The sequence below is a fragment of the Chryseobacterium shigense genome, from assembly GCF_900156575.1.
GTDB classification, from domain to species: Bacteria; Bacteroidota; Bacteroidia; order Flavobacteriales; family Weeksellaceae; genus Chryseobacterium; species Chryseobacterium shigense.
The window spans coordinates 219,537-239,959 of sequence record NZ_FTNY01000002.1 but is presented as its reverse complement, the minus strand read 5'-3'; the positions used below and the strand labels follow the sequence as shown (position 1 = coordinate 239,959).

General features: G+C 38.7%; 16 protein-coding genes and 1 pseudogene. 11 read left to right on the top strand and 6 right to left on the bottom strand.

Translation table 11 applies throughout. The annotated features are described in order from the left end of the window. Window positions 1-31: 31 nt before the first annotated feature. Complete coding sequence (locus tag BW964_RS06600) at window positions 32-907, bottom strand: C1 family peptidase (protein WP_076505844.1); 876 nt, start codon at window positions 905-907, stop codon at window positions 32-34. Between the two features lie 255 nt (window positions 908-1,162). On the opposite strand from BW964_RS06600, the gene BW964_RS06595 reads away from it, so the two are divergent. The 6 genes from BW964_RS06595 (at window position 1,163) to BW964_RS06570 (ending at window position 11,998) form a co-directional block, all read left to right on the top strand. After that, window positions 1,163-2,071: an AEC family transporter gene (locus tag BW964_RS06595; RefSeq protein ID WP_076505842.1), complete on the top strand. Its 909-nt coding sequence runs from the start codon at window positions 1,163-1,165 to the stop codon at window positions 2,069-2,071. A gap of 502 nt (window positions 2,072-2,573) precedes the next feature. Continuing rightward, window positions 2,574-5,021 (top strand): replication restart helicase PriA, encoded by a 2,448-nt coding sequence (gene priA / locus BW964_RS06590; protein WP_076505840.1) that lies wholly within the window; start codon window positions 2,574-2,576, stop codon window positions 5,019-5,021. Between the two features lie 161 nt (window positions 5,022-5,182). Beyond that, the gene (gene dacB, locus BW964_RS06585; protein ID WP_084175671.1) at window positions 5,183-6,652 is read left to right on the top strand and encodes a D-alanyl-D-alanine carboxypeptidase/D-alanyl-D-alanine endopeptidase; all 1,470 of its coding nucleotides are present in this window, start codon (window positions 5,183-5,185) and stop codon (window positions 6,650-6,652) included. Between the two features lie 86 nt (window positions 6,653-6,738). Further along, on the top strand, window positions 6,739-8,661 hold the full coding sequence (locus BW964_RS06580; protein ID WP_104669437.1) for a M1 family metallopeptidase: 1,923 nt from the start codon (window positions 6,739-6,741) through the stop codon (window positions 8,659-8,661). Between the two features lie 252 nt (window positions 8,662-8,913). Next, window positions 8,914-10,845, top strand: coding sequence for a M1 family metallopeptidase (locus BW964_RS06575; protein ID WP_076505838.1), 1,932 nt, complete (start codon window positions 8,914-8,916; stop codon window positions 10,843-10,845). A 235-nt stretch (window positions 10,846-11,080) separates the two neighbouring features. Then, on the top strand, window positions 11,081-11,998 hold the full coding sequence (locus BW964_RS06570) for a T9SS-dependent choice-of-anchor J family protein (RefSeq protein WP_076505836.1): 918 nt from the start codon (window positions 11,081-11,083) through the stop codon (window positions 11,996-11,998). A 170-nt stretch (window positions 11,999-12,168) separates the two neighbouring features. Here the strand turns inward: BW964_RS06570 and BW964_RS06565 are convergent, their stop codons facing one another. Continuing rightward, entirely contained in the window at window positions 12,169-13,047 is an 879-nt protein-coding gene (locus tag BW964_RS06565) for a cupin-like domain-containing protein (RefSeq protein ID WP_076505834.1), read from the bottom strand. A gap of 161 nt (window positions 13,048-13,208) precedes the next feature. Between BW964_RS06565 and kbl the strand changes: the two genes are divergently transcribed. The 5 genes from kbl (at window position 13,209) to gldG (ending at window position 18,011) form a co-directional block, all read left to right on the top strand. After that, entirely contained in the window at window positions 13,209-14,405 is a 1,197-nt protein-coding gene (gene kbl / locus BW964_RS06560; protein WP_076505833.1) for a glycine C-acetyltransferase, read from the top strand. 31 nt (window positions 14,406-14,436) lie between these two features. Then, window positions 14,437-14,958: a hypothetical protein gene (locus BW964_RS06555; protein WP_076505832.1), complete on the top strand. Its 522-nt coding sequence runs from the start codon at window positions 14,437-14,439 to the stop codon at window positions 14,956-14,958. 15 nt (window positions 14,959-14,973) lie between these two features. Next, a complete protein-coding gene (locus BW964_RS06550; RefSeq protein ID WP_076505831.1) occupies window positions 14,974-15,522 on the top strand; it encodes a CopD family protein in 549 nt (182 codons plus the stop codon). Between the two features lie 85 nt (window positions 15,523-15,607). Further along, a complete protein-coding gene (locus BW964_RS06545) occupies window positions 15,608-16,336 on the top strand; it encodes an ABC transporter permease subunit (RefSeq protein WP_076505830.1) in 729 nt (242 codons plus the stop codon). A gap of 4 nt (window positions 16,337-16,340) precedes the next feature. After that, window positions 16,341-18,011, top strand: a complete 1,671-nt coding sequence (gene gldG / locus BW964_RS06540) for a gliding motility-associated ABC transporter substrate-binding protein GldG (protein ID WP_076505828.1) — start codon at window positions 16,341-16,343, stop codon at window positions 18,009-18,011. A 78-nt stretch (window positions 18,012-18,089) separates the two neighbouring features. Here the strand turns inward: gldG and BW964_RS06535 are convergent, their stop codons facing one another. The 4 genes and pseudogenes from BW964_RS06535 to BW964_RS06520 form a co-directional block, all read right to left on the bottom strand. Beyond that, window positions 18,090-18,533, bottom strand: coding sequence for a hypothetical protein (locus BW964_RS06535; protein WP_076505827.1), 444 nt, complete (start codon window positions 18,531-18,533; stop codon window positions 18,090-18,092). 102 nt (window positions 18,534-18,635) lie between these two features. Further along, window positions 18,636-18,836 (bottom strand): bacteriocin-like protein, encoded by a 201-nt coding sequence (locus BW964_RS06530; protein ID WP_073335020.1) that lies wholly within the window; start codon window positions 18,834-18,836, stop codon window positions 18,636-18,638. A gap of 474 nt (window positions 18,837-19,310) precedes the next feature. Beyond that, a pseudogene (locus BW964_RS06525) lies at window positions 19,311-19,445 on the bottom strand (helix-turn-helix domain-containing protein); the annotation flags it as partial. 92 nt (window positions 19,446-19,537) lie between these two features. After that, window positions 19,538-20,356, bottom strand: a complete 819-nt coding sequence (locus tag BW964_RS06520) for a DUF2314 domain-containing protein (protein ID WP_076505825.1) — start codon at window positions 20,354-20,356, stop codon at window positions 19,538-19,540. Window positions 20,357-20,423: the final 67 nt, after the last annotated feature.

The window sequence follows — 20,423 nt, the reverse complement described above, 5'->3', positions numbered from 1 at the left end:
CTTTTATATAAAATAATGTGGTGCTGTATGATTATTGAACATAGGCTACATAACTCTCATTAATTGCTCCGTTAGAGGTTTTTGCAAAGAATGAATAGTCGATCCAGAAATGTCCGCTGCTTCCCCATGACGGGCCCCATGAATTCTGTACCTTAAACGCCTGCTTGCTGTCATCATACCCGACAACACAAATGGCATGTCCACCATAATTCTGTCCCGAATGGGCTTTCCAGATCCATCCCGTACTTCCCATATTGTAGAAACTGTCATCCACACTTACTGCAATAATGACAGGAAGATTCATGCTTAGTAAATTTTTCACCCCTGTGATATCCGTTTTATTGACGGTTCCCCAACTGGTAAACTTATGCGTACTTGCTGCAGCTTTCTGTGTTGCATTAGGTTGTGTGGAACATCCGGCATCCGTATAAGGCATTTCATTCCAGCTGCAGACTCCCTGATTTTTGATCAGATTAAGACCCGCGGTAACATAGGCCCCCTGAGCGCATGTGCCCACTTTGATCTGGTTGTAAACATACTCTGGACTTCTGCTTTGCGTGATCCCCTTAAAGTTGCGCTCAAGTGAACTTGCCGCCGCATAAGCCGTAGCCCACGCAACGCACGAGCCTTCGGAGCCCTGATTTCCCACTGCTGAACTGGGAATCGTATAGCTGCTTGGAAGGGCAACTTTAGCAGCATCCAGACTTTTTCCTTTAAATTTCAGTGTCAGTGCCTCTACATCTGCTTTTTGATAAGAGTTAAACGTTTCCTCATCGACAAGTTTTGCTCCCAATGCATATTGATTTTGGGGAGTGGACTCAGGATGGGAAGTGGTGATATCCTCATTGGAATTGCAGGAGGATAAGAGTAGCACACTAAGTGCTAAAAATATTAATCTACTTTTCATATTGAATATTTTTTGTGGTTAGTAAATGTAATAATTTATTCAATATTTTGTGATTTATTTAGTAAAAAATATTAAAATTTAACATAATTCGTTTGGTATATTCTGCAATTAAAGATGAATAGAGTAGTATTAAAGTATGATGTTTATTGAATTATAAGGATGATATTCTCTCTGAAATTATTTTAAATAAAAATTATTTTTTTGAGTCTATAAATAAAAAATCAACCGTAACTTCGTATTATATTTTAAAATAGTATGGTCAATTTTGTTCTGATTGCAGTGTGCATTATAGCTGGAATGGTATTCAAAGCAACAAAATCGATCCATCCCGATGCTCATAAAGGCATCAATACCTGGATTCTCTATCTTGCGCTGCCCGCAGTGTCTTTTAAATACCTGCCTAAAGTAAAGTGGACCACAGAAATGCTGTTTCCGATTGCAGCTACCTTCCTGATTTCCGTTTTCTGTTTCTTCTTTATGATGTTTTACAGTAAAAGCAAAGGCTATTCAAGGCGTTCCAGAAGTACATTGGAATTAACGAGTGGTTACAGTAATACTTCCTTTATAGGATTTCCGCTGATCAGTGCTTTCTATGGAGAAAGCCTTCTAAGTATTGCGATTATTTGTGATCAGACCATGTTTTTTGCCCTTTCTACCTTAGGAATCATTGCCGCAGTAAAAGGCGGAAGCAGATCCGGAAAAGTAAGTGCCCTGTTTATTCTCAAAAGACTGATCACCTTTCCGCCTCTGGTTGGCTGTATCGCAGCATTGACATTATCTCAGTTTATTGATTTTACAGCAGCTGAACCCTTTTTTGATAAACTGGCTGCCACCGTAAGTCCATTGGCGTTATTCTCTGTAGGACTCCAGTTGAAATTCAACGGATGGAAAAAACTGATTCCGCAGATGTCTGCTTCAATGTTGTATAAATTGATCTTAGCCCCGGCAATCGTTTTAGGACTGGCCCTGCTTCTCAATATAAAAGGTGATGTAGCGAAAATTACCGTGTTTGAAGCTGCCATGCCTACCGTGGTCACCTCAAGCATTATTGCAGAACAGTTCAGACTCAATACCAAGCTCACCAATATCATTATTGGTTTCAGCATTATTGTGGGATTTCTTACGTCAGCGGGTTGGTATCATATCACCGAATGGCTTTTCTAAAATTAACATTGAGCCAGATACTTATCATTCAGAGCAAAGCGAAAGAACTGCAAAACGAAAATTACTTTTTTGATGTCAGGATTAATTTTAAGACCTTGTTTTTCGTTAAACAAAGAGTCGAATTAATGAGTCTTGATTTGATTAAGCCAACGTTTTATCAATAAAGCTTCATCAACAGTGCAGCCGGACGCATTGCTTTCCTTAAAATTAAAAGCTTTCAACATCAGACTTTGCATTTGAAAAAATACATCGTATTACATTTTGAAATAATCTCCCGCAGATGGCAAAGATCTTGCAGAAGGGTCATTATTTTTAATCTGCTTCATGGGTTCAATCTGCGAGAAACAGAAAGCCTTCTGGTCCCGTTTAAAATACGAGAAAGAGATCTTTCACTTTATTTAGGTTAACCTCATTACAACTCCTCACAATGACAGAATACAATCTCAATAAAAAATTGCAGTTCTCTAAAGAAAAATCTAATTTTACACTTTAAAAATTTCCCTTGCAGTACGCTCAAATCGTTTTACCACTTAATTTAAAAGGATCTTTCACTTATAAAGTTCCGGAAGAGCTAATATCTGATATTCAGCCGGGAATGCGCGTATTGGTGCCGTTTGGAGGGAAGAAAATCTATACTGGAATTGTTTTTGAACTTCACGACCATGCGCCTGAGAATTTTGTGGCCAAAGAAGTCATCAGCATTTTGGATGATCAACCGATCGTTCCGGAAGAACAAATCAATTTCTGGAACTGGCTTTCAGATTATTATCTGTGTAAATTGGGCGAGATCTACCGTTTTGCCTTTCCTTCCTCTTTAAAGCTGGAAAGCGAAACCTATCTTAAGTTAAAACCTGGGGTTACGGTTGATTTTGAGAATCTCGATGTCAATGAAATGTACCTGATTCAGGCATTGGAAGTACGCCAGTTGATCAACCTTACCGATATTGAAGCCTTTGTTCCCAAAAAAGATATTATTAAAACGATCAATTCACTGATCGATCTTCAGTATATTGAAATTGATGAAAAAATTGCTGAAAAATATAAAGCAAAAGAAGTAGCTTACGTCAAAATCAAAGATGAGGTTTTAGGCAATCAGAACCTTACCGATATTCTTCTGAAACTGAATAAGGCACCCAAGCAGAAAGACCTTTTTCTGGCGATTTTGGAAAAGCAGACGGAACATCCCGATATTCCTATAAAAAAAGCTGAACTGTTTGAAGATGGATATTTCGGCAGCTCCCATTTTAAACCGCTTGCCGATAAAAATCTTGTTGAGGAATATTATATGCAGAAAGACAGGATCGAAAGTTATGAAGGCGAAATTGAGGCGCTGGAAGAACTTTCCGACCAACAGAAGGAGGCCAAAGTTGAAATTGATGAAGCCTTTGAAGAAGGTAAAAATGTATTGTTGCATGGCGTGACTTCCTCTGGAAAAACCCATATTTATTTAGAAAAAATAGAAGAATGTATTGAAGAAGGGAAAAATGTTCTCTTTCTGCTTCCTGAAATTTCTCTTACCAAACAGATTACCCAAAGATTAGAAAAGAAATATGGCAGACAGCTTGGTTTCTATCATCAGAAACTTACCGATTTTGAACGCGTAGAAGTCTGGAGGAGAATGAAGCAGAATGATATCAAAATCCTGATCGGAACACGGAATGCCTTGTTTCTGCCTTATCACAATCTGGGATTGATCGTAGTGGATGAAGAACACGATTCCGCTTATAGACCCAGAGAAGCTTCCCCCAATTTTAGCGCCAAAGATGCAGCCCTGGTTTTGGGAAATCTTTACGGTGCCGGAGTCATTCTGGGATCAGCCACTCCCTCTGTAGAAAGCTATTATAACGCCAGAAAAGACAAAATAAAATATATTTTCCTGAATGAGAGATTCGGGAATGTAGATTTACCTGAATATGAACTCATCAATTTTAAAGAAGCCCATGAATCTAAAAAAGTTTCCGGTAATTTTTCTTTACAACTTATTGATGAGATCAAAAAAACGCTTGATGAAAAAAATCAGGCCATCGTGCTTCATAACCGTCGTGGCTATGCTAATGTAATTGAGTGTGAAAGCTGCGGCTACGTCAATTACTGTTCGAATTGTGATGTGGTAATGACCTACCATAAGGCGGCCAATGAAATGAAATGCCACTACTGCGGGCAGAGAGCCTCCAAGCCTAAAAGCTGTCCGAAATGTCAGTCTGAAAAGCTGAATGAAAGAGGAGTAGGCGTAGAACAGATTCACGAAGAAGTCTCCAAACTGTTTCCGGACCATGAAGTAGACCGGATGGATGTAGATTCCATGCGCAAGAAATTTGCCTATGAAAAGCTCTACGAAAAGATAGAAGACGGCGAAACAGATATTATCGTGGGAACACAGATGATTTCTAAAGGCCTTGATTTTGACCATATTGAACTGGTTACTATTCCCAAAGCTGATTCCTTACTGTATGTACAGGATTTCAGGGCTGAGGAAAGAGCGTACCAACTGATCACTCAGGTTTCAGGAAGAGCGGGAAGGGTTTCGGGAAAAGGAAAAATTTTAATTCAGACCTATAATCCTGAGCATTCTGTTTTTCAGCTGATCAAGATGAATAATCCTGCCAAAATCTATAAATATATTCTTACGGAGCGCCAGAAATTTCATTATCCGCCATTCACAAAACTTATCATGATTGAGCTTAAGCACAGAAAAGAGGATAAGGTGAACCGGGCCTCCCAGTTTTTGGGATCTATTTTAAGAAAATATCTGCCGGAAGAATGTGTTTTAGGACCGGAAAGAGCACAGATTGCAAGGCTTAACAACCTGTATCAATTCCAGATTATGCTCAAGCTTCCGCGGGGGAAAAACTATGATCCGTTTAAAAAAATGGTTTTGTTAAGTTTGAATGAATTTGATGAAATCACTGCCTATCAAAGTATTAAAAAAGATGTAATTGTAGATTTTTAACAATTTTTAACAAACTTTACGGTCTTTTATAAGACTTCTGTACCCCTTTATATGACAATAATTTCTACTTTTGGTCGTAGATTAAGTGTTTGGCTCTTTAATTGGATGATTTAACTTATCATTTTTTATGGTGTCAAACTATTGAAACAAAAAAAAGATAGATGGTAAATTACAGAAAATATATTTCAAGTGTAGCGGTATTGGCTTCTGGTTTTTTCCTTGCTCAATCTACCGTTTCTACAGTTCTTTACTCACAGGCCTACGACAATCAGAGAAGTACTTTGAATTTGCCTTCTCCCGTTACTTCGGTAGCAGAGAAAACATTTTTGTCGGCCAAAGAGCTTGTAGACATTAATGTAAACACAATGATGACGGATCCTGTGCTGAAAAATGCAACCTGGGGATTCGTAGTGTATGATCCCAAAACGAAGAAGGTCATCTCTTCGTACAACGAAAATACTCCTTTAGTTCCGGCTTCTACCACCAAATTATTAACTACGGAAACAGCGATGAACCTTTTAGGGGAAAACTACCGTTGGATGACGCAGCTGGAATATTCAGGGACTATTGATGAAAATGGAGTTTTAAATGGAAATTTGTATCTGATCGGCAGTGGAGATCCCTCTTTAGGAACCAATAAAGCCGGAGCATGGTCTTACAGAGACATTATTTCAGACTTCATAGGCGGACTTTCCCGCGAAGGTATCAAAAAGGTAAATGGTGATATTATCATTCAGACAGCGCTTTTCAAAGGCAATATTGCAATGCTTCCGGAAAATGTTGTATGGCTTGAAAACAATAATTACTATCTGCCGGTAGGAACTACCCGCGAGATCAATCCAGCCAACGAAAAGCTGATCGTTAAAAAATCAGGCTTTACTTCTGATAAAAAATATTTCTATGTGTCTCCTTATGTAAAGCAGATGGTATATGCTGAAAAGTATGAAGGGAACGGAACTTTAACCACCAAGCTTCCTGAAGCTCCGGCATATCTTGCCAATACTTTAAGAACAACACTGGTGAAGAGCGGAATTGGAGTGACAGGAAAAGTAACCCCTAAAATGACAGATGCCACTCCTGAAACCAGAAAGCTTGTTTCAGCGTATAAATCTCCAACATTGGGTGATATTATATTTTATACCAACCAGCACAGTGATAACTCTTTGGCAGAAGCTCTCCTGAAAACAGTCGGTTTCCAGAAAATGGGAGACCAAACCTCAGAATCAGGAAGAGTAGTGGTAACAGAGCATCTTAAGAATGAAAGTTTCGACATGATCGGGCTGAATTATATGGATGGTAGCGGACTTTCAAGAAGCAATAATGTAACCCCGATTTCTCAGGTGAAGTTTTTGACCTCATTAATGGATGAGAAATATTATAAAACGTATTTAACTTCACTTCCTGTAGGAGGTCAGTCAGGAACCCTGAAAAGAATGTTCATCGGAACCGGAAACGGACAGGTTTTTGCTAAAACAGGAACTTTAAATAAAGTAAAAACATTAGCAGGATATCTGAAAACCAATTCAGGAAAGACACTGGTGTTTTCTTTAATGGTCAACAACTACGCAGGATCTGTAGACATGGTAAAGAAAAGAATGGAAAAAATTCTTGAGCCGGCTCTGGATCTTTAAAAAATAATAATTTCAATAGTATAAAAACCTTTTAATCCATGATTAGAAGGTTTTTTTTATCTTTGATTAAATCTAATATCCTGAGTATGAGAAAATTTTATCTTTTAGTTGTGGGACTTTTCCTTTCCCAGCAGTTCTACGGCCAGATACAGGAAAATATTGAAATGAAAGGACTCATGGCGAAAGAAATGAATACTTTTTCGAAGAAAATGATTGCTTACAATATCAATCCCAACACCTTAAACTATGATCTCCAGTATCAGAGAATGAATCTGAATCTTGATCCTGCAGTATATTATGTGTCGGGTTCAGTGACCTCTCATTTTAAACCCAATCAGACTATGAGCAGCATTTACTTTGATCTGTCCAATATTCTGGTGGTTTCACAGGTGCAGTATCATGGAACTGATCTGACATTTCAACAGCTTGCAACTAAAGAAATCAAAATAGATTTTCCTGCCTCGATTCCTGCCAATACACTGGATTCATTAACGATTCATTACTCAGGAGCTCCTGTAACAGGGAATGGTTTCAATACAACTACCCAAAGCGGAATTCCTATCCTCTGTACTTTGAATGAACCTTACTGGGCACAGGACTGGTTTCCTACCAAACAGAGTATGAATGACAAAATTGAAAGATTTGATTTTAAAATCACTACTCCTTCCCAGTATAATGTCGCTGCCAACGGAAAGTTAATGTCTGAAACGGCTCTTCCCGGCAGTCAGAAACTTACATTCTGGAGAACAGCATATCCTACAGCAGCTTACCTGATCGCCCTTTCCATTACCAACTTTGTTAAACTGAATGACACCGTAGGAAATCCGCCATTTCCCTTTGTCAATTACGTGTATCCCTCCACGAATGCCAATGCAACAAGTATGGCGAATATTGAATGGACGAAACAGGTGATGAATACTTTCGAGACTTATTTTGGTCCGTATCCTTTCCGTAATGAAAAATACGGACATATGGAATTCAAATTCGGAGGCGGTATGGAGCATCAGACCATGTCGTCCATGGGAAGCTGGAGCAAAGGTCTTATTGCTCATGAGCTGGCCCATCAGTGGTTCGGCGATAAAGTGACCTGCGGAGCATGGAATGATATCTGGCTGAATGAGGGGTTTGCCACGTTCGGAGCTGCTCTCGCCAATGAAAAATTACTCATGACCAGTGCTGAATTTAAAAATTTTCTGCTGGGAGAGATCAACAATATCACTTCCGCTCCGGATGGACCTACGTACGTTCCGGATGCTGAGCTTTCCAATGTAAGCAGGATATTCAGCAACAGACTGACGTATGCTAAAGGGGCTTATATTTTAAGGATGATCAAGTGGATTCTTGGTGATGCGGTTTTTTATCAGGCTTTAAAAGACTACCATGGCAGACCTGCTTTAGCCTATAATTATGTAAGAACTGCAGATTTCAATGCGTCATTGCTGCAGTCTACAGGAAAAGATTTCACCGGATTTTTTAATGATTGGCTGTATGGTGAAGGGTATCCGACTTATACAACAAGATGGAGACAGACGGGAAATCAGATTCTTTTTAAAGTTTCACAGACGCAGAGCAGTCCTTCCGTAAGCTTTTTTGAAATGCCATTACCGGTCAAGGTTAACGGAACAGGAGGGCAGACCTCCTATTTTGTGCTGAATCATACAACGAATAACCAGAGTTTCCTGGAAACGGTTTCTTTCCCGGTTGCCAATGTTGAATTTAATGATGAATACCAGATCCTGGAGAAAAATTCTACGGTGGTTCAGGATAATACATTAAGTGTGTCGTCTCTGGAAAAAGAAGACTTTGCTTTGTATCCAAATCCTGCCAAAAATGAACTGTATCTGAAGGGAGTTTTGAAATCTGCCGGGTATTCAATTCATGCTCTGGATGGTAAATTAATAAGGAAGAATATTTATCAGCCTGGCAAAACCATAAGCATTTCAGAACTTGTTCCGGGAACTTATATTTTTAGCATTCGGGAGCAGCAGATTAAATTCATTAAATATTAAAAAAATACTTTAATATCTATATTATATTTAATATTACCTTATTTAACGTTACTATTTGTTAACTGAAATGAAAAATTTTGGTGATTTATTATTTGAGAAATTATATATTATTGAAAATATGATGAAATAAATATCATTATCATTACAAATTATCATTGTTTTTTATATAAATATCTATATTTGCGGAAAATTAACCTTTTAATCATTGATTGGAAGGTTTTTATCTATATTTAGCGCATAATTTTATAGGATATGAAAACACTTTATCTTTTGATTCTGAGCCTCTTGCTTCCGCAGGTATTCTACAGCCAGAATGAACATGATCACAATATTGAAAAAAAAGGATTGGTTACCAGGGAAATGAAATCTTTTTCTCAAAAAATGACGACCTATAATATAAGTCCCAATACTGTAAATTATGATCTTCAGTATCAGAGAATGGATATTGTTCTGGATCCGGCAGTGTATAATATTTCGGGTTCTGTCACTTCCCACTTTAAGCCCAATCAGAATATGAGCAGCATCTATTTTGATCTTTCAGATGCTCTTACCGTTTCTCAGGTGAAATACCACGGGAGTAATTTAACGTTTCAGCAGCTTCCGACAGATGAAGTGAAAATAGATTTTCCAGCTTCCCTTCCTGCCAATACGCTAGATTCCCTGACGATCAACTATTCAGGAGCTCCCTCCAGTGCATATGGTGCTTTTTTCAATGGTACTCAGAGCGGAACCGCAGTTCTTTCTACATTAAGTGAACCTTATGGAGCACAAGACTGGTTTCCTACGAAACAAAGCCTTAACGATAAAATTGAAAGATTCGATTTTAAAATCACAACACCTTCACAATATAATGTTGCAGCCAATGGTAAACTGATGTCTGAAACAATACTTCCGGGTTCAAAAAAACTTACATTCTGGAGAACAGCATATCCTACAGCAGCGTATCTGATTGCACTTTCTATTACCAATTTTACTAAAATCACCAGTACCATCGGAAATCCTCCTTTCCCTTTTGTGAATTATGTATTCCCGTCCACCAATTCCAATACAACGAGAATAGCTAATATAGAATGGACGAAGCAAATCATGAATACTTTTGAAACCTATTTTGGACCCTATCCTTTCCGTAACGAAAAATATGGGCACATGGAATTTCAGTGGGGCGGCGGCATGGAACACCAGACGATGTCTTCTATGGGAAGCTGGAGTAAGGATATCATTGCTCACGAGCTTGCTCATCAGTGGTTTGGCGACAAAGTTACCTGTGCCACGTGGAATGATATCTGGCTGAATGAAGGTTTTGCGACTTTCGGGGAACATGTAGCCAATGAAAAACTTCTGATGACGAATGCTGACTTTATGAACTATCTAGTAGGTCAGAAAAACTTAATTACCAGCAGTACCGGAGGTAGTACCTATGTTTCAGATGCTGAACTTTCCAATTCCAACCGTATTTTCAGCAGCAGACTTTCCTACGCAAAAGGAGGGTATGTTGTAAGAATGATCAAATGGATATTGGGAGATGATGTTTTCTACCAGGCCGTGAAAGACTACCAGACAAGACCGAATTTAGCGTACGGCTATGCCAGTACAGCAGATTTTAAAGCTTCATTTCTTCAGTCCACCGGAAAAGATTTTACCGAATTTTTTAATGACTGGTTGTATGGTCAGGGATATCCGACGTATTCAATTAAATGGAGACAAACTGGAAATCAGATTTTATTCAAAGCAGGTCAGATCCAAAGTAATGCTTCTGTAAGCTTTTTTGAAATGCCGTTGCCGATCAAAGTAAACGGAACAGGAGGGCAGACTGCTTATTTTGTTTTAAATCATACTTCTAATAATCAGGGATTCGTGGAAACAGTACCGTTCCCGGTTGCCAGTGTTCAGTTTAATTACGAAAATCAGATTCTGGATAAAAACTCTACTGTGGTTCAGGATAATACATTGAGTGTTTCTTCCGTAGAAAAAGAAGACTTTGCACTGTACCCAAATCCTGCCAAAAATGAGCTGTATCTTAAAGGACTTGATAAGCCGGCTGACTATTCTATTCACTCCATTGATGGAAAGCTGATCCGAACGGAGGTATATCATCCTGGAAAGTCAATTGGGATTTCAGAGCTTGTTCCCGGCACTTACATCTTTACCGTGCAGGAAAAAAATATTAAGTTTTTAAAATACTAATGAAAAAAATAGGATAAAAAAAGATAGGAGTAGTTAGAATTTATTAAGACCTTAAATAAAATAAGAAAGTATTTTAGTTGATAAAACTAGAATACTTTTTTTAATGGACCTGTAGGTTTTGGTAATCGACTTCCTTTTAAATAAATATACTCTCGTGGAATGAATTTTTTGTTAAAAATAGTTTAATTTTTAATTTGTTTTTGTAAATTTATTGTAACAAATAAATGAAAATGTTATGAGAAAAATTTTACTATTGCTGTCAATGGCTTCTAGTGTTGCAGCTTTTTCACAGGTTATTTTTAGCGAAGGATTTACTACTTTCACTTCTCTGGCAGGCGCCGGATGGACATCTACTAATCAAAGCAGCCCGTTGGGGGCCAGTACATGGGCACAAGGAGGCGGAACCGCTTTTTCAACCGGTGGACAAGCCGGAGGAACTACCTCTTTTACGTTGTGTAACTATAATAGTACAACAGGGTCGGGAACGATCAGTAACTGGCTTATCACGCCTCCTATTACCGTGAAAAACGGAGATGTAATCTCTTTTTATACAAGGAAAGGAGGTACCAGTGGAAGCTTCGCAGATCGATTGGAATTCCGTCTTAGTGATCAGGGAGCGGCATCAACTAATCCTTCGGGAGCTACAGGAGTGGGTTCTTATACAAATCTGGCTGTATCCGTAAATCCCGGTCTTACCACCAATACTACAGCGGTGAATGGCTATCCGTTGACCTGGACCCAGTATTCTTATACTGTTGCAGGATTACCTGCAGATACGAGCATGAGAATGGCATTCCGCTATTATGTTACAGATGGAGGTCCTGACGGAATCAATTCAAACATTGTAGGAGTGGATACTTTTGCCGTAACAAGAACAGCTTTATCAACCAGTGAAGTGAAGATTAAGAAAGAAGAACTTTCCGTATATCCTTCCATGGCGGATAGAGTATTGAATGTAAGTTTAAAAAATAATCAGCAGATCACCGGAATCTCCATTTATGATATTTCCGGAAAAGCGGTCTCCTCAGTAAAAGCTGATGTCATTGATAAGAGCAATTCAATAGTCGATGTATCCAGCCTGAGCAGCGGTAATTATATCATCCATATTTTGACTAAGGATTCACAATATACAAGCAAATTCATAAAAAAATAATTTTATAACGATCCGGAAAACCTCTATTATTCAAGGTTTTCCGGTTTTTTTTAGAGAAAATAGAAAATACCGGATAAAGAATATAGAGAGAACACTCAGAAGATGATGTTACAGTTGTTCTTTTCATCTCTAAATAATGGACAGATAAAATACAGAGCAAGGAAGCCTTATCAGATGATAAAGCTTTTTTGTTTTTTAGTCGCCCGGACAGCTCTTTTTCTGGCGGTTTTTACTTTGTATCTGAACCATTTTTCCTTAAATAGTTTACGCATGATATTGTCAAAATTCCTTGTTACCACCATATTTTTGAAACCACGCCATTTCTCCAGAAGACTGGACGGAAGTGCTCTTACAGAGACTGAATACCCTTCGGTTTCATATTGAATGTAATGCCACCATCCGGAAGGAATATAAAGCGTTTCGCCTGGATTCAGGACCGTTTCATAGCCGTCTAAATAGAGCAGGGCAGGAAATTCTCTGTAGTCGGGATCTTTGATGTTGGGTAAACTGTGGAAATTGTAAGGAAGTTTGTACATGAGATCCGACTGTTCCCAGGGAAAAAGCCAGATTCTTTTAATGCCGTGAAACTGGGTAATGAAAACATGGGACATATCGATATCAATATGATTTCTGGTAATCGAACCTTCGCCACCGAAGAACATGAAAGGCAGCCATTTTATGAGTTTCCCGTTGGTGACATCATGATAATGAAGATCATCCTTAAGTTCAGGTCGGATATTGAGGAGATTAAATAAAAAGAGTCTGTGCTCTGTAGGGGTAGTACTGATGAGGTCAAGATATTCTGAAAAAGTCGTCTGTCCGATAGGGCTGCTGGCCACTCTGTCTATGGACTCCAGTTCACTTCCATAGATATTGACCTTGTGATCGCCAGCTATTTTCTTGAAATATTGATAACTCCACTTTTTGAAAGCAGGACTTTCCGGATCGATAAAATCTTCCATGACTACAGGTAAACGCGGCTTCATGTGCTGGGTGATAAATTTTCTCGTACTTATTTTGCTTAGTTTTTCTATCGGAGTCAGTCTCATATTCCTGAAATTTAAGCAACAAATATAAATATTATCCTACAAAATCAGTAGACTAATAGTGTTAAAACTGAATTTGAATTCTATTTTTAGAATAAAACTCATAAAAGCTGATATTTTACCGCCTTTTTATTAAATTAGCGCATCTAAAAAATTACTAAAAAATGATCTCTGAAAAATATCTTCAACATTTACAGAACGAACTGCAAAACATTGAAAATGACGGTCTTTATAAAAGAGAAAGAATCATCACTTCCCAGCAGAGTGCGGAAATAGAGGCTAACGGAAAAAAGCTTTTGAACTTTTGTGCCAATAATTATCTGGGTCTGTCCAACAATCCGGAGGTGATGAAAGCCTCTCAGGACATGATAGAATCTCACGGTTACGGAATGTCATCTGTACGTTTCATCTGCGGAACACAGGATATCCACAAGCAACTGGAGAAAAAGATCGCTGATTTCTTAGGTCTTGAAGACACCATTTTATATGCTGCATGTTTTGATGCGAACGGAGGAGTTTTTGAACCTTTGTTTACCGAAGAAGATGCGATTATTTCAGATGAACTGAATCACGCTTCAATCATTGATGGAGTTCGTCTTTGCAAATCAGCGAGATACCGATATAAAAACAACAATATGGCTGATCTGGAAGCACAGTTGATCGCTGCTTCTGAAAAAGATCACCGTTTCAAAATCATCGTTACAGACGGCGTTTTCTCTATGGACGGGATTGTAGCTGACCTGAAAGGAGTATGTGACCTTGCAGATAAGTACAATGCTTTGGTGATGGTAGATGATTCTCATGCTACAGGTTTCATCGGAAAAACTGGCCGTGGAACCCATGAAGCCAATGATGTAATGGGTAGAGTAGACATCATTACTTCTACCTTAGGGAAAGCTTTAGGAGGTGCTCTTGGAGGATTTACTTCCGGTAAAAAAGAAATTATCGACATGCTGAGACAGCGTTCACGTCCCTATTTATTCTCCAATTCACTGGCGCCTGGTATCGTAGGAGCTGCCCTGAAAGTTTTGGACATGATCTCCGATGATACTTCACTTCGTGACCAGGTAATGGAAAATGCAGAATATTTCAGAACAGAGATGGTAGCTAAGGGATTTGATATTCCTGAAGGTGATGCCGCGATCGTTCCTGTGATGTTATATGACGCTCCTCTTGCTCAGAAAATGGCTGAAAAGCTTATGGATGAAGGGATTTATGTAATCGGATTCTTCTATCCTGTAGTACCGAAAGGGAAAGCGAGAATCAGAGTACAGCTTTCTGCAGCCCATACAAGAGCACACCTTGACAAAGCGATTGTTGCTTTTGAAAAAGTAGGAAAAGAACTTGGTGTTATTTCTTAATTAAAATAGTTAATCATTTAAAACAGGTTTTATGAAAAAATTACTCTTGATCATCGGTTTTGTATGTTTTCAGAGTTTCTCTGCACAGAGCATTATGGATTTCGATCTTAAAAATGTGGAATTGCAGGGGATGAAACCTGCGACAATAGATAAAGAAATGAAAGATATCGGGATTACAAAGATTCCTTTTGTGACGAATGATCCCGATATTATTTCAAAAATAGAAGGCCCGGAAACGGCCGCTACCATCAAAAACTTCTATACTTTCACCTATAATAATCCCAAAGGAGATGACGGTGGTGTGATGGTGTATGAATTTAAAACAAAACCCGATCTGGAAGTCTTTCTGGCCAAAAATTTTGAACAGTCCAACGCCCGGATTTTAGTGAAAGGTCTGTTTTGCATTAACATCTGGAGCGACTACAGCCTTTATGTAAAAGGAAAGGAAAGCAGTGAAGATCATCTGAATAAACTGGAGAAATACTACGTCAATCTGGGGGCGAAAAAAGTACAACTACAGGAAATGCAGCCTATCGACGCTACAGATCAATAATTTTTATATTTACTGATGCTTTATACAATAATCAAAGCACTGCATATCATCTTCATGGTAAGCTATTTTGCTGGAATTTTTTATCTGGTAAGAATTTTCGTATACTATAAGGATACGGATGAGTTTGCAGAAGAAAAAAAGAAAATCCTGAGAGAACAGTATACTTTTATGGCCAGAAGGTTGTGGAATATCATTACAGTTCCTGCCGGGATTATTATGGCGGTCTGCGGAATTGTCATGATTTTTCTGAATATCGGTCTGATGAAAATGCCATGGTTTCATTTGAAGCTGACTTTTCTGCTTGGTCTGGCTGCTTATCACTACTGGTGCTGGAAAAAAGTACTTCAACTGAAGGAACTGAACGGAGCAACGATCGAAACGCCCAACATCAAGCTGAGACAGGCCAACGAAATCGCTACTTTCATTCTGTTTCTGGTGGTTTTCACCGTGATCCTGAAATCTTCCGTGATTGAATACTGGTGGCAATTAATTACCGGATTTTTCGTTCTTGTATTTCTGATCATGATGACGGTGAAACTTGTTAATAAAAAAAAGAAGGACTAATAAAGTTATAAGTTAAGAGTTATGAATGATGAGTTTGTTTGCTACCAGCTACTTGCAATCTAAACTCTAACCCCTAAATAAAACTATGATTGCAATTTTAAAGAAGGAACTTTGGAGTTACTTTGGAAACTGGAGCGCGTGGGTCATTATCGGCGCATTCAGTTTGATAACGGCTCTTTTCCTGTTTTTTTTCGAGAATGATTCTAATATTTTCGATATCGGGATGGCATCGCTGCAAAGCTATTTCGTACTCGTTCCATGGCTGCTGATGTTTATCATTCCAGCACTATCGATGAAAACTTTTGCGGAAGAGCAGCAGACGGGAACGCTGAACTGGCTTTTTTCACAGCCTTTAAAGGTTTCAGATCTGGTAGCGGGGAAATTTCTTTCCGTGTGGATCGTTGGGGTTTTATGCCTTATTCCATCATTGATTTATCTTTATACAGTCTATGTTCTGGGGGTTCCGGCCGGAAATATCGACCTTGGAATGACCTTTGGAAGTTATATTGGTCTGATTGTTTTAATCGCTGCTTTCTCAGGAGTCGGTATTTTGGCTTCTTCAATTTCGCAGAATCAGATCATGGCTTACCTTCTAGGCGTTTTTATGTGTTTTATCATGTACTTCGGAATAGAGCAGCTGGCGAGCTACAAACTGTTGGGAGGGGCAGATTTTATTCTTCAGAATATAGGGTTTTATCAGCATTTTCTGGGCTTTACCAGAGGTCTTATTGATCTTAAGGATGTAGCTTATTTTATTCTGATTATCGGTGCTACGCTCTTATTGTCCAACCATTTTATCACTAAAAAGAAGTAGCATTATGAAGAAGTTCAATATCAAATCTCCATTAGGAATTTTCCTTATTGCAGTGGTTCCTTTGGTTATTCTGCTTGCCTATTCGGGAATCCGATTAGACTTAACAAAAGAAAAAAGATACACGCTTTCGGAAAGTACAGTAAAAGTACTGGAATCGGTGAAAAAGCCACTTACCGTAGATGTTTATCTTGAAGGTGACTTTCCGGCAAGCTTTAAACAGCTTCAGAGCGAAACCAGATTTATGCTGGAAGAGTTCAGGAAGATTAATCCGAAGATCGATTTTAAATTCATCGATCCGATAAAAACAAAAATGTCTCAGGATACACTGATGGCGATGGGCATGCAGCCTTCTGTTCTTCCGGATATTAAGGACGGAAAGATTTCTCAGATCACCCTTTTCCCTTATGCTGTTATAAAATATGACAAAAGAGGTGTTTCTATTCCGTTGGTCGTACAGCAGGCGGGAATAGATGCAGATCAGCAGCTGACAAGATCTATAGAAGGTCTGGAGTACAGTCTGGTTTCCAATATCAAAAATATTGCAGCGGATAAAAGAAAGAAAGTAGGAATCCTGGTGAATCAGGATGAGCTTGGTCCTGAAGAGTTCCATGGTTTTATGCAATTGGCAATGGAAAATTATGATGCAGGTCCTGTGGTCCCAAAAAATCAGACAGAACTTACACTGGAGGATCTTCCTTTGCTAAAACAGATGAGCGCTTTGGTCATTGCGAAACCCAGAAAAGCATTCACAGATAATGAAAAGGTCATTCTTGACCAGTTTATTATGAATGGCGGAAAAACGCTTTGGATGATCGATGCTGTGAACGCTGAAATGGATACGCTGACAAGGTCTCAAAAGGTAATGCCTTTCCCGGTAGATATCAATATGACGGATTTCTTTTTCAATTACGGAATCAGGATCAATCCGGCTTTGGTGAAAGATGTAAAGAAATTTGCACTATTGAAACTGGTCACGGGCGAAGTAGGAGGGAACCCTCAGTATACGAGCCTTCCATGGCCGTATTTCCCACTGGGAATTGCTGAGAATGATAATCCGATTACCAAAAACATCAATCCTGTAAAATTTGAATTCCCAACTTCTATTGATACTTTGGGAGGCAGAAAAAATATTAAAACAAAGGTTCTTTTTGAATCCAGTGAACGAACGCTTCTTAAACAGGTTCCCAATTATGTAGACCTGAAAGAAATTGCAAGCGTAGACAGCCTTGGCCAGATGGAAAAACCAAGTACTCCTAAAATTTTCGCTGTTGCACTGGAAGGAAAATTTACTTCTGCCTATGCATCAAGAATTGAAAGAAAAGGATATCCGGGCTTCAAAAGCCAGAGCCCTGAAAATAGAATGATCGTGATCGCTGACGGAGATGTCGGAAGAAATAAAATGCACAAAGGTGAGCCACTTCCGATGGGAATTGACCGTCTGACGAATCAGGAGTTCGGAAACGAGCAGTTCCTGAGAAATGCTTTAGATTATCTTCTGGATGACAGTAATCTGATGGCGCTCCGAAACAGAAACATTGAAGAAAGACTTCTGGACAGAAACCGCATCACGGAAGAAAAAGCAAACTGGCAATGGCTGAATTTATTGCTGCCTTTAGTGGTAATTGGTCTGCTGGGAGGATTGTTCTTCTGGATGAGGAAGAGAAAGTTTGGATAAAAATAAAAAAGAGAAGCCTTGAGGTTTCTCTTTTTTTATCGGGGATATCAAATAAGGGTTGTATTTGATACGGATGTTTTACGTATTTGGATATTGAAATGGGAGATGGACGATATCAATTACTTTTTCACCGCGGTTATTTTTCCCGGCTTCCCATTTTATATTGTAAGTGGCTTTTTCAGCTGCTTTTTTAACTTCCGTATTGAATGTTTCATTCCCTCCGTAGGTGGAAACATTCACTACATTGCCTTCTGAATTCACTTTCAGGATGATTTTTGTTTTAAGATCCTTACCGAGGGGTTTTAGAGCATTGGCATCTAAATTCTTTTTGACATTTTCAATAAATGCCTTGTTACCTTTAGGATATTGAGCGGGAAAAGCGACCATTGGAGGCGGAGGAACAGATAGATCCTGAGGCTGCCGCGATTCAAATTTATCTTTTACCTTTTCTTCTTTTTTTACTTTTTGCGCCGATGCTATTCCGAAGATCAGCATCAGGATGAGTAAGATAATTTTTTTCATAATAATTGTGATTGTTTTGGAAATAACAGAAATCAATACGCTATTAAAAATAAGAGAAGAATGAATAATCTTTTGAAAAACTATTCATTCTCATGCTTTTAATTAGCACCAAAATCCACCCCCGCAGGCGTAATTATGGCAACTTGTTCCTCCTGTTGACGCAGGACACATTCCCCAGCCATAACTTCCGTCATCGTTGGCATGGCATAATTTCCATCCGTCACAAGGGGCTTCGATTGCTGCTGCTACTGCCCCGGATAATGATCTCATTTGGTCTCTTGAAAGTTTTTTTAAGTTTTTCATGGTATTTAGTTTTTTGGTTTTCCTACTCTTTTAAAGCTTTTCGGATTCCGCTTATCTAAATCCTAAGGTAGTGAATTTATGATTTCCCTTTTATTTTTTTTACAAGATTTATTAAATAAATTGCGGTGTAAGGTGTTGTTGTGTAGTGTTTTATCGTGTTGATGGTGCTTGAAGGCAGGTAGAGCTGATTTGAAAAAAATAAATGAGGCAGCTGAATTTGCTGCTGGTTTTCGTAATGATTTTTTGGCAGGAAAAGGTGCCGTTTTTATTGAGGAACAGGGGTTTTGCAGAACCTGTAAAAAGAAAAAACCGCTGTGAGAAGCGGTAGTTTATGATGTCTTATTGTTATGATTTGGATGTTTGTAGTTTCTTTATAATAATATTTTATCTGTGTTTTGTAAAAATATAAATAAAATGAAACAAAATTTTTAAGGTTAGGAAATAGCAAATTTAGCTTAGCAGCGAATGTTTTTTTCAATTAAATAGCTTCCTGAATTCCAGCAGCGAATGATTAGTCTTTTGCTTGAACAACTTACTAAAGGATTGCGGATGCTCAAAACCCAGTTCATAAGCAATTTCACTTACCGAGAGGTGAGTGGTGCTGAGGCGTTATTTGGCTCTTCAGATCGCGGGATTGGGCATGAAAAAAGAGAAACCGAAGTTTCTCTTTATATACTGTCACGCTCCCAATTAAAGAATGGCTAACCTTCTAAAACGGGAATAATATGTTCCCAATTCAGCTGTTTTGCATAGTCTAAAGCCGTTTTTCCTTTTCCAGATTGTATACTTCTATCAGCTCCGGCCTTCAGAATAATCTTCACAGAGGTCAGGTTTCCGGCGATGGTTTCTTTATGAAGTAAGGTAAGGCCTTTTTCATCTGCATTGGAAAGTTCATCCGGATATTCCTTCAGGAATTTAACAAATTCTCCTTCCATGTTTTTACTCATCGGATGTTCCACCAGATTTTCAGGTTTCTCCAGTTGATCATTCACTAAAAGTATTTCATTGAAGTCCCCGAAATCAAGTTGCCATGCATCATCATGCTCTTTTCTCTCGTCCTCTGGCATGTCAGCACGCATCTTGTGAATGGTAAATCCGCCGTAGGCTTTTGGGATCACCTGTTCAGGGGATGAAAACAGTTTGGAAAGTCCTTTTGGTTTTTTTGCAGCAGGGGTGATGGCAAAAAGCCAGTCGCTGATTTCGTTCAGCGGAATTTCAAAATAATCCCCGGGCTGTATATTGGTGAGGTTGTTCGGTTCATTCATCAGGAATCCGCTCACTGTATCACCATCGAAATCAATTTCATTGATCCACATGTGTTCTACCGTATTCTCTCCTGTTTCAGGGTCTTCCTGACTGAATGAAGCTTTTACACAGGCAAGGTCTAAGCCTGGTATGATTCTTCTGTTTTCCCAGGATTGCTCCCGCCAGAAGTATTTAAACGTTTCTCTTGCTTTTTCATACGCTTCGATCATTTTAGGGTCTTTCCCATCAGTAAATATAAACGAATTCTCTTCCATTGTGATCAGGGTTTAATAAAGTTAAAATTTGATGTTGATAATAATGCCGGGCTTAAAAGTGTTGTGT

Bases quoted from the DNA above. Each gene is read 5' to 3' on its own strand.
- BW964_RS06530 (WP_073335020.1), bottom strand. From the start codon at position 18,836: ATGAAAAACTTAAAAAAACTTTCAAGAGACCAAATGAGATCATTATCC.
- BW964_RS06555 (WP_076505832.1), top strand. From the start codon at position 14,437: ATGAAAAAATTACTCTTGATCATCGGTTTTGTATGTTTTCAGAGTTTC.
- dacB (WP_084175671.1), top strand. From the start codon at position 5,183: ATGGTAAATTACAGAAAATATATTTCAAGTGTAGCGGTATTGGCTTCT.
- BW964_RS06565 (WP_076505834.1), bottom strand. From the start codon at position 13,047: ATGAGACTGACTCCGATAGAAAAACTAAGCAAAATAAGTACGAGAAAA.
- BW964_RS06575 (WP_076505838.1), top strand. From the start codon at position 8,914: ATGAAAACACTTTATCTTTTGATTCTGAGCCTCTTGCTTCCGCAGGTA.
- gldG (WP_076505828.1), top strand. From the start codon at position 16,341: ATGAAGAAGTTCAATATCAAATCTCCATTAGGAATTTTCCTTATTGCA.
- BW964_RS06520 (WP_076505825.1), bottom strand. From the start codon at position 20,356: ATGGAAGAGAATTCGTTTATATTTACTGATGGGAAAGACCCTAAAATG.
- BW964_RS06550 (WP_076505831.1), top strand. From the start codon at position 14,974: ATGCTTTATACAATAATCAAAGCACTGCATATCATCTTCATGGTAAGC.
- BW964_RS06580 (WP_104669437.1), top strand. From the start codon at position 6,739: ATGAGAAAATTTTATCTTTTAGTTGTGGGACTTTTCCTTTCCCAGCAG.
- BW964_RS06595 (WP_076505842.1), top strand. From the start codon at position 1,163: ATGGTCAATTTTGTTCTGATTGCAGTGTGCATTATAGCTGGAATGGTA.
- BW964_RS06535 (WP_076505827.1), bottom strand. From the start codon at position 18,533: ATGAAAAAAATTATCTTACTCATCCTGATGCTGATCTTCGGAATAGCA.
- BW964_RS06570 (WP_076505836.1), top strand. From the start codon at position 11,081: ATGAGAAAAATTTTACTATTGCTGTCAATGGCTTCTAGTGTTGCAGCT.
- BW964_RS06545 (WP_076505830.1), top strand. From the start codon at position 15,608: ATGATTGCAATTTTAAAGAAGGAACTTTGGAGTTACTTTGGAAACTGG.
- kbl (WP_076505833.1), top strand. From the start codon at position 13,209: ATGATCTCTGAAAAATATCTTCAACATTTACAGAACGAACTGCAAAAC.
- BW964_RS06600 (WP_076505844.1), bottom strand. From the start codon at position 907: ATGAAAAGTAGATTAATATTTTTAGCACTTAGTGTGCTACTCTTATCC.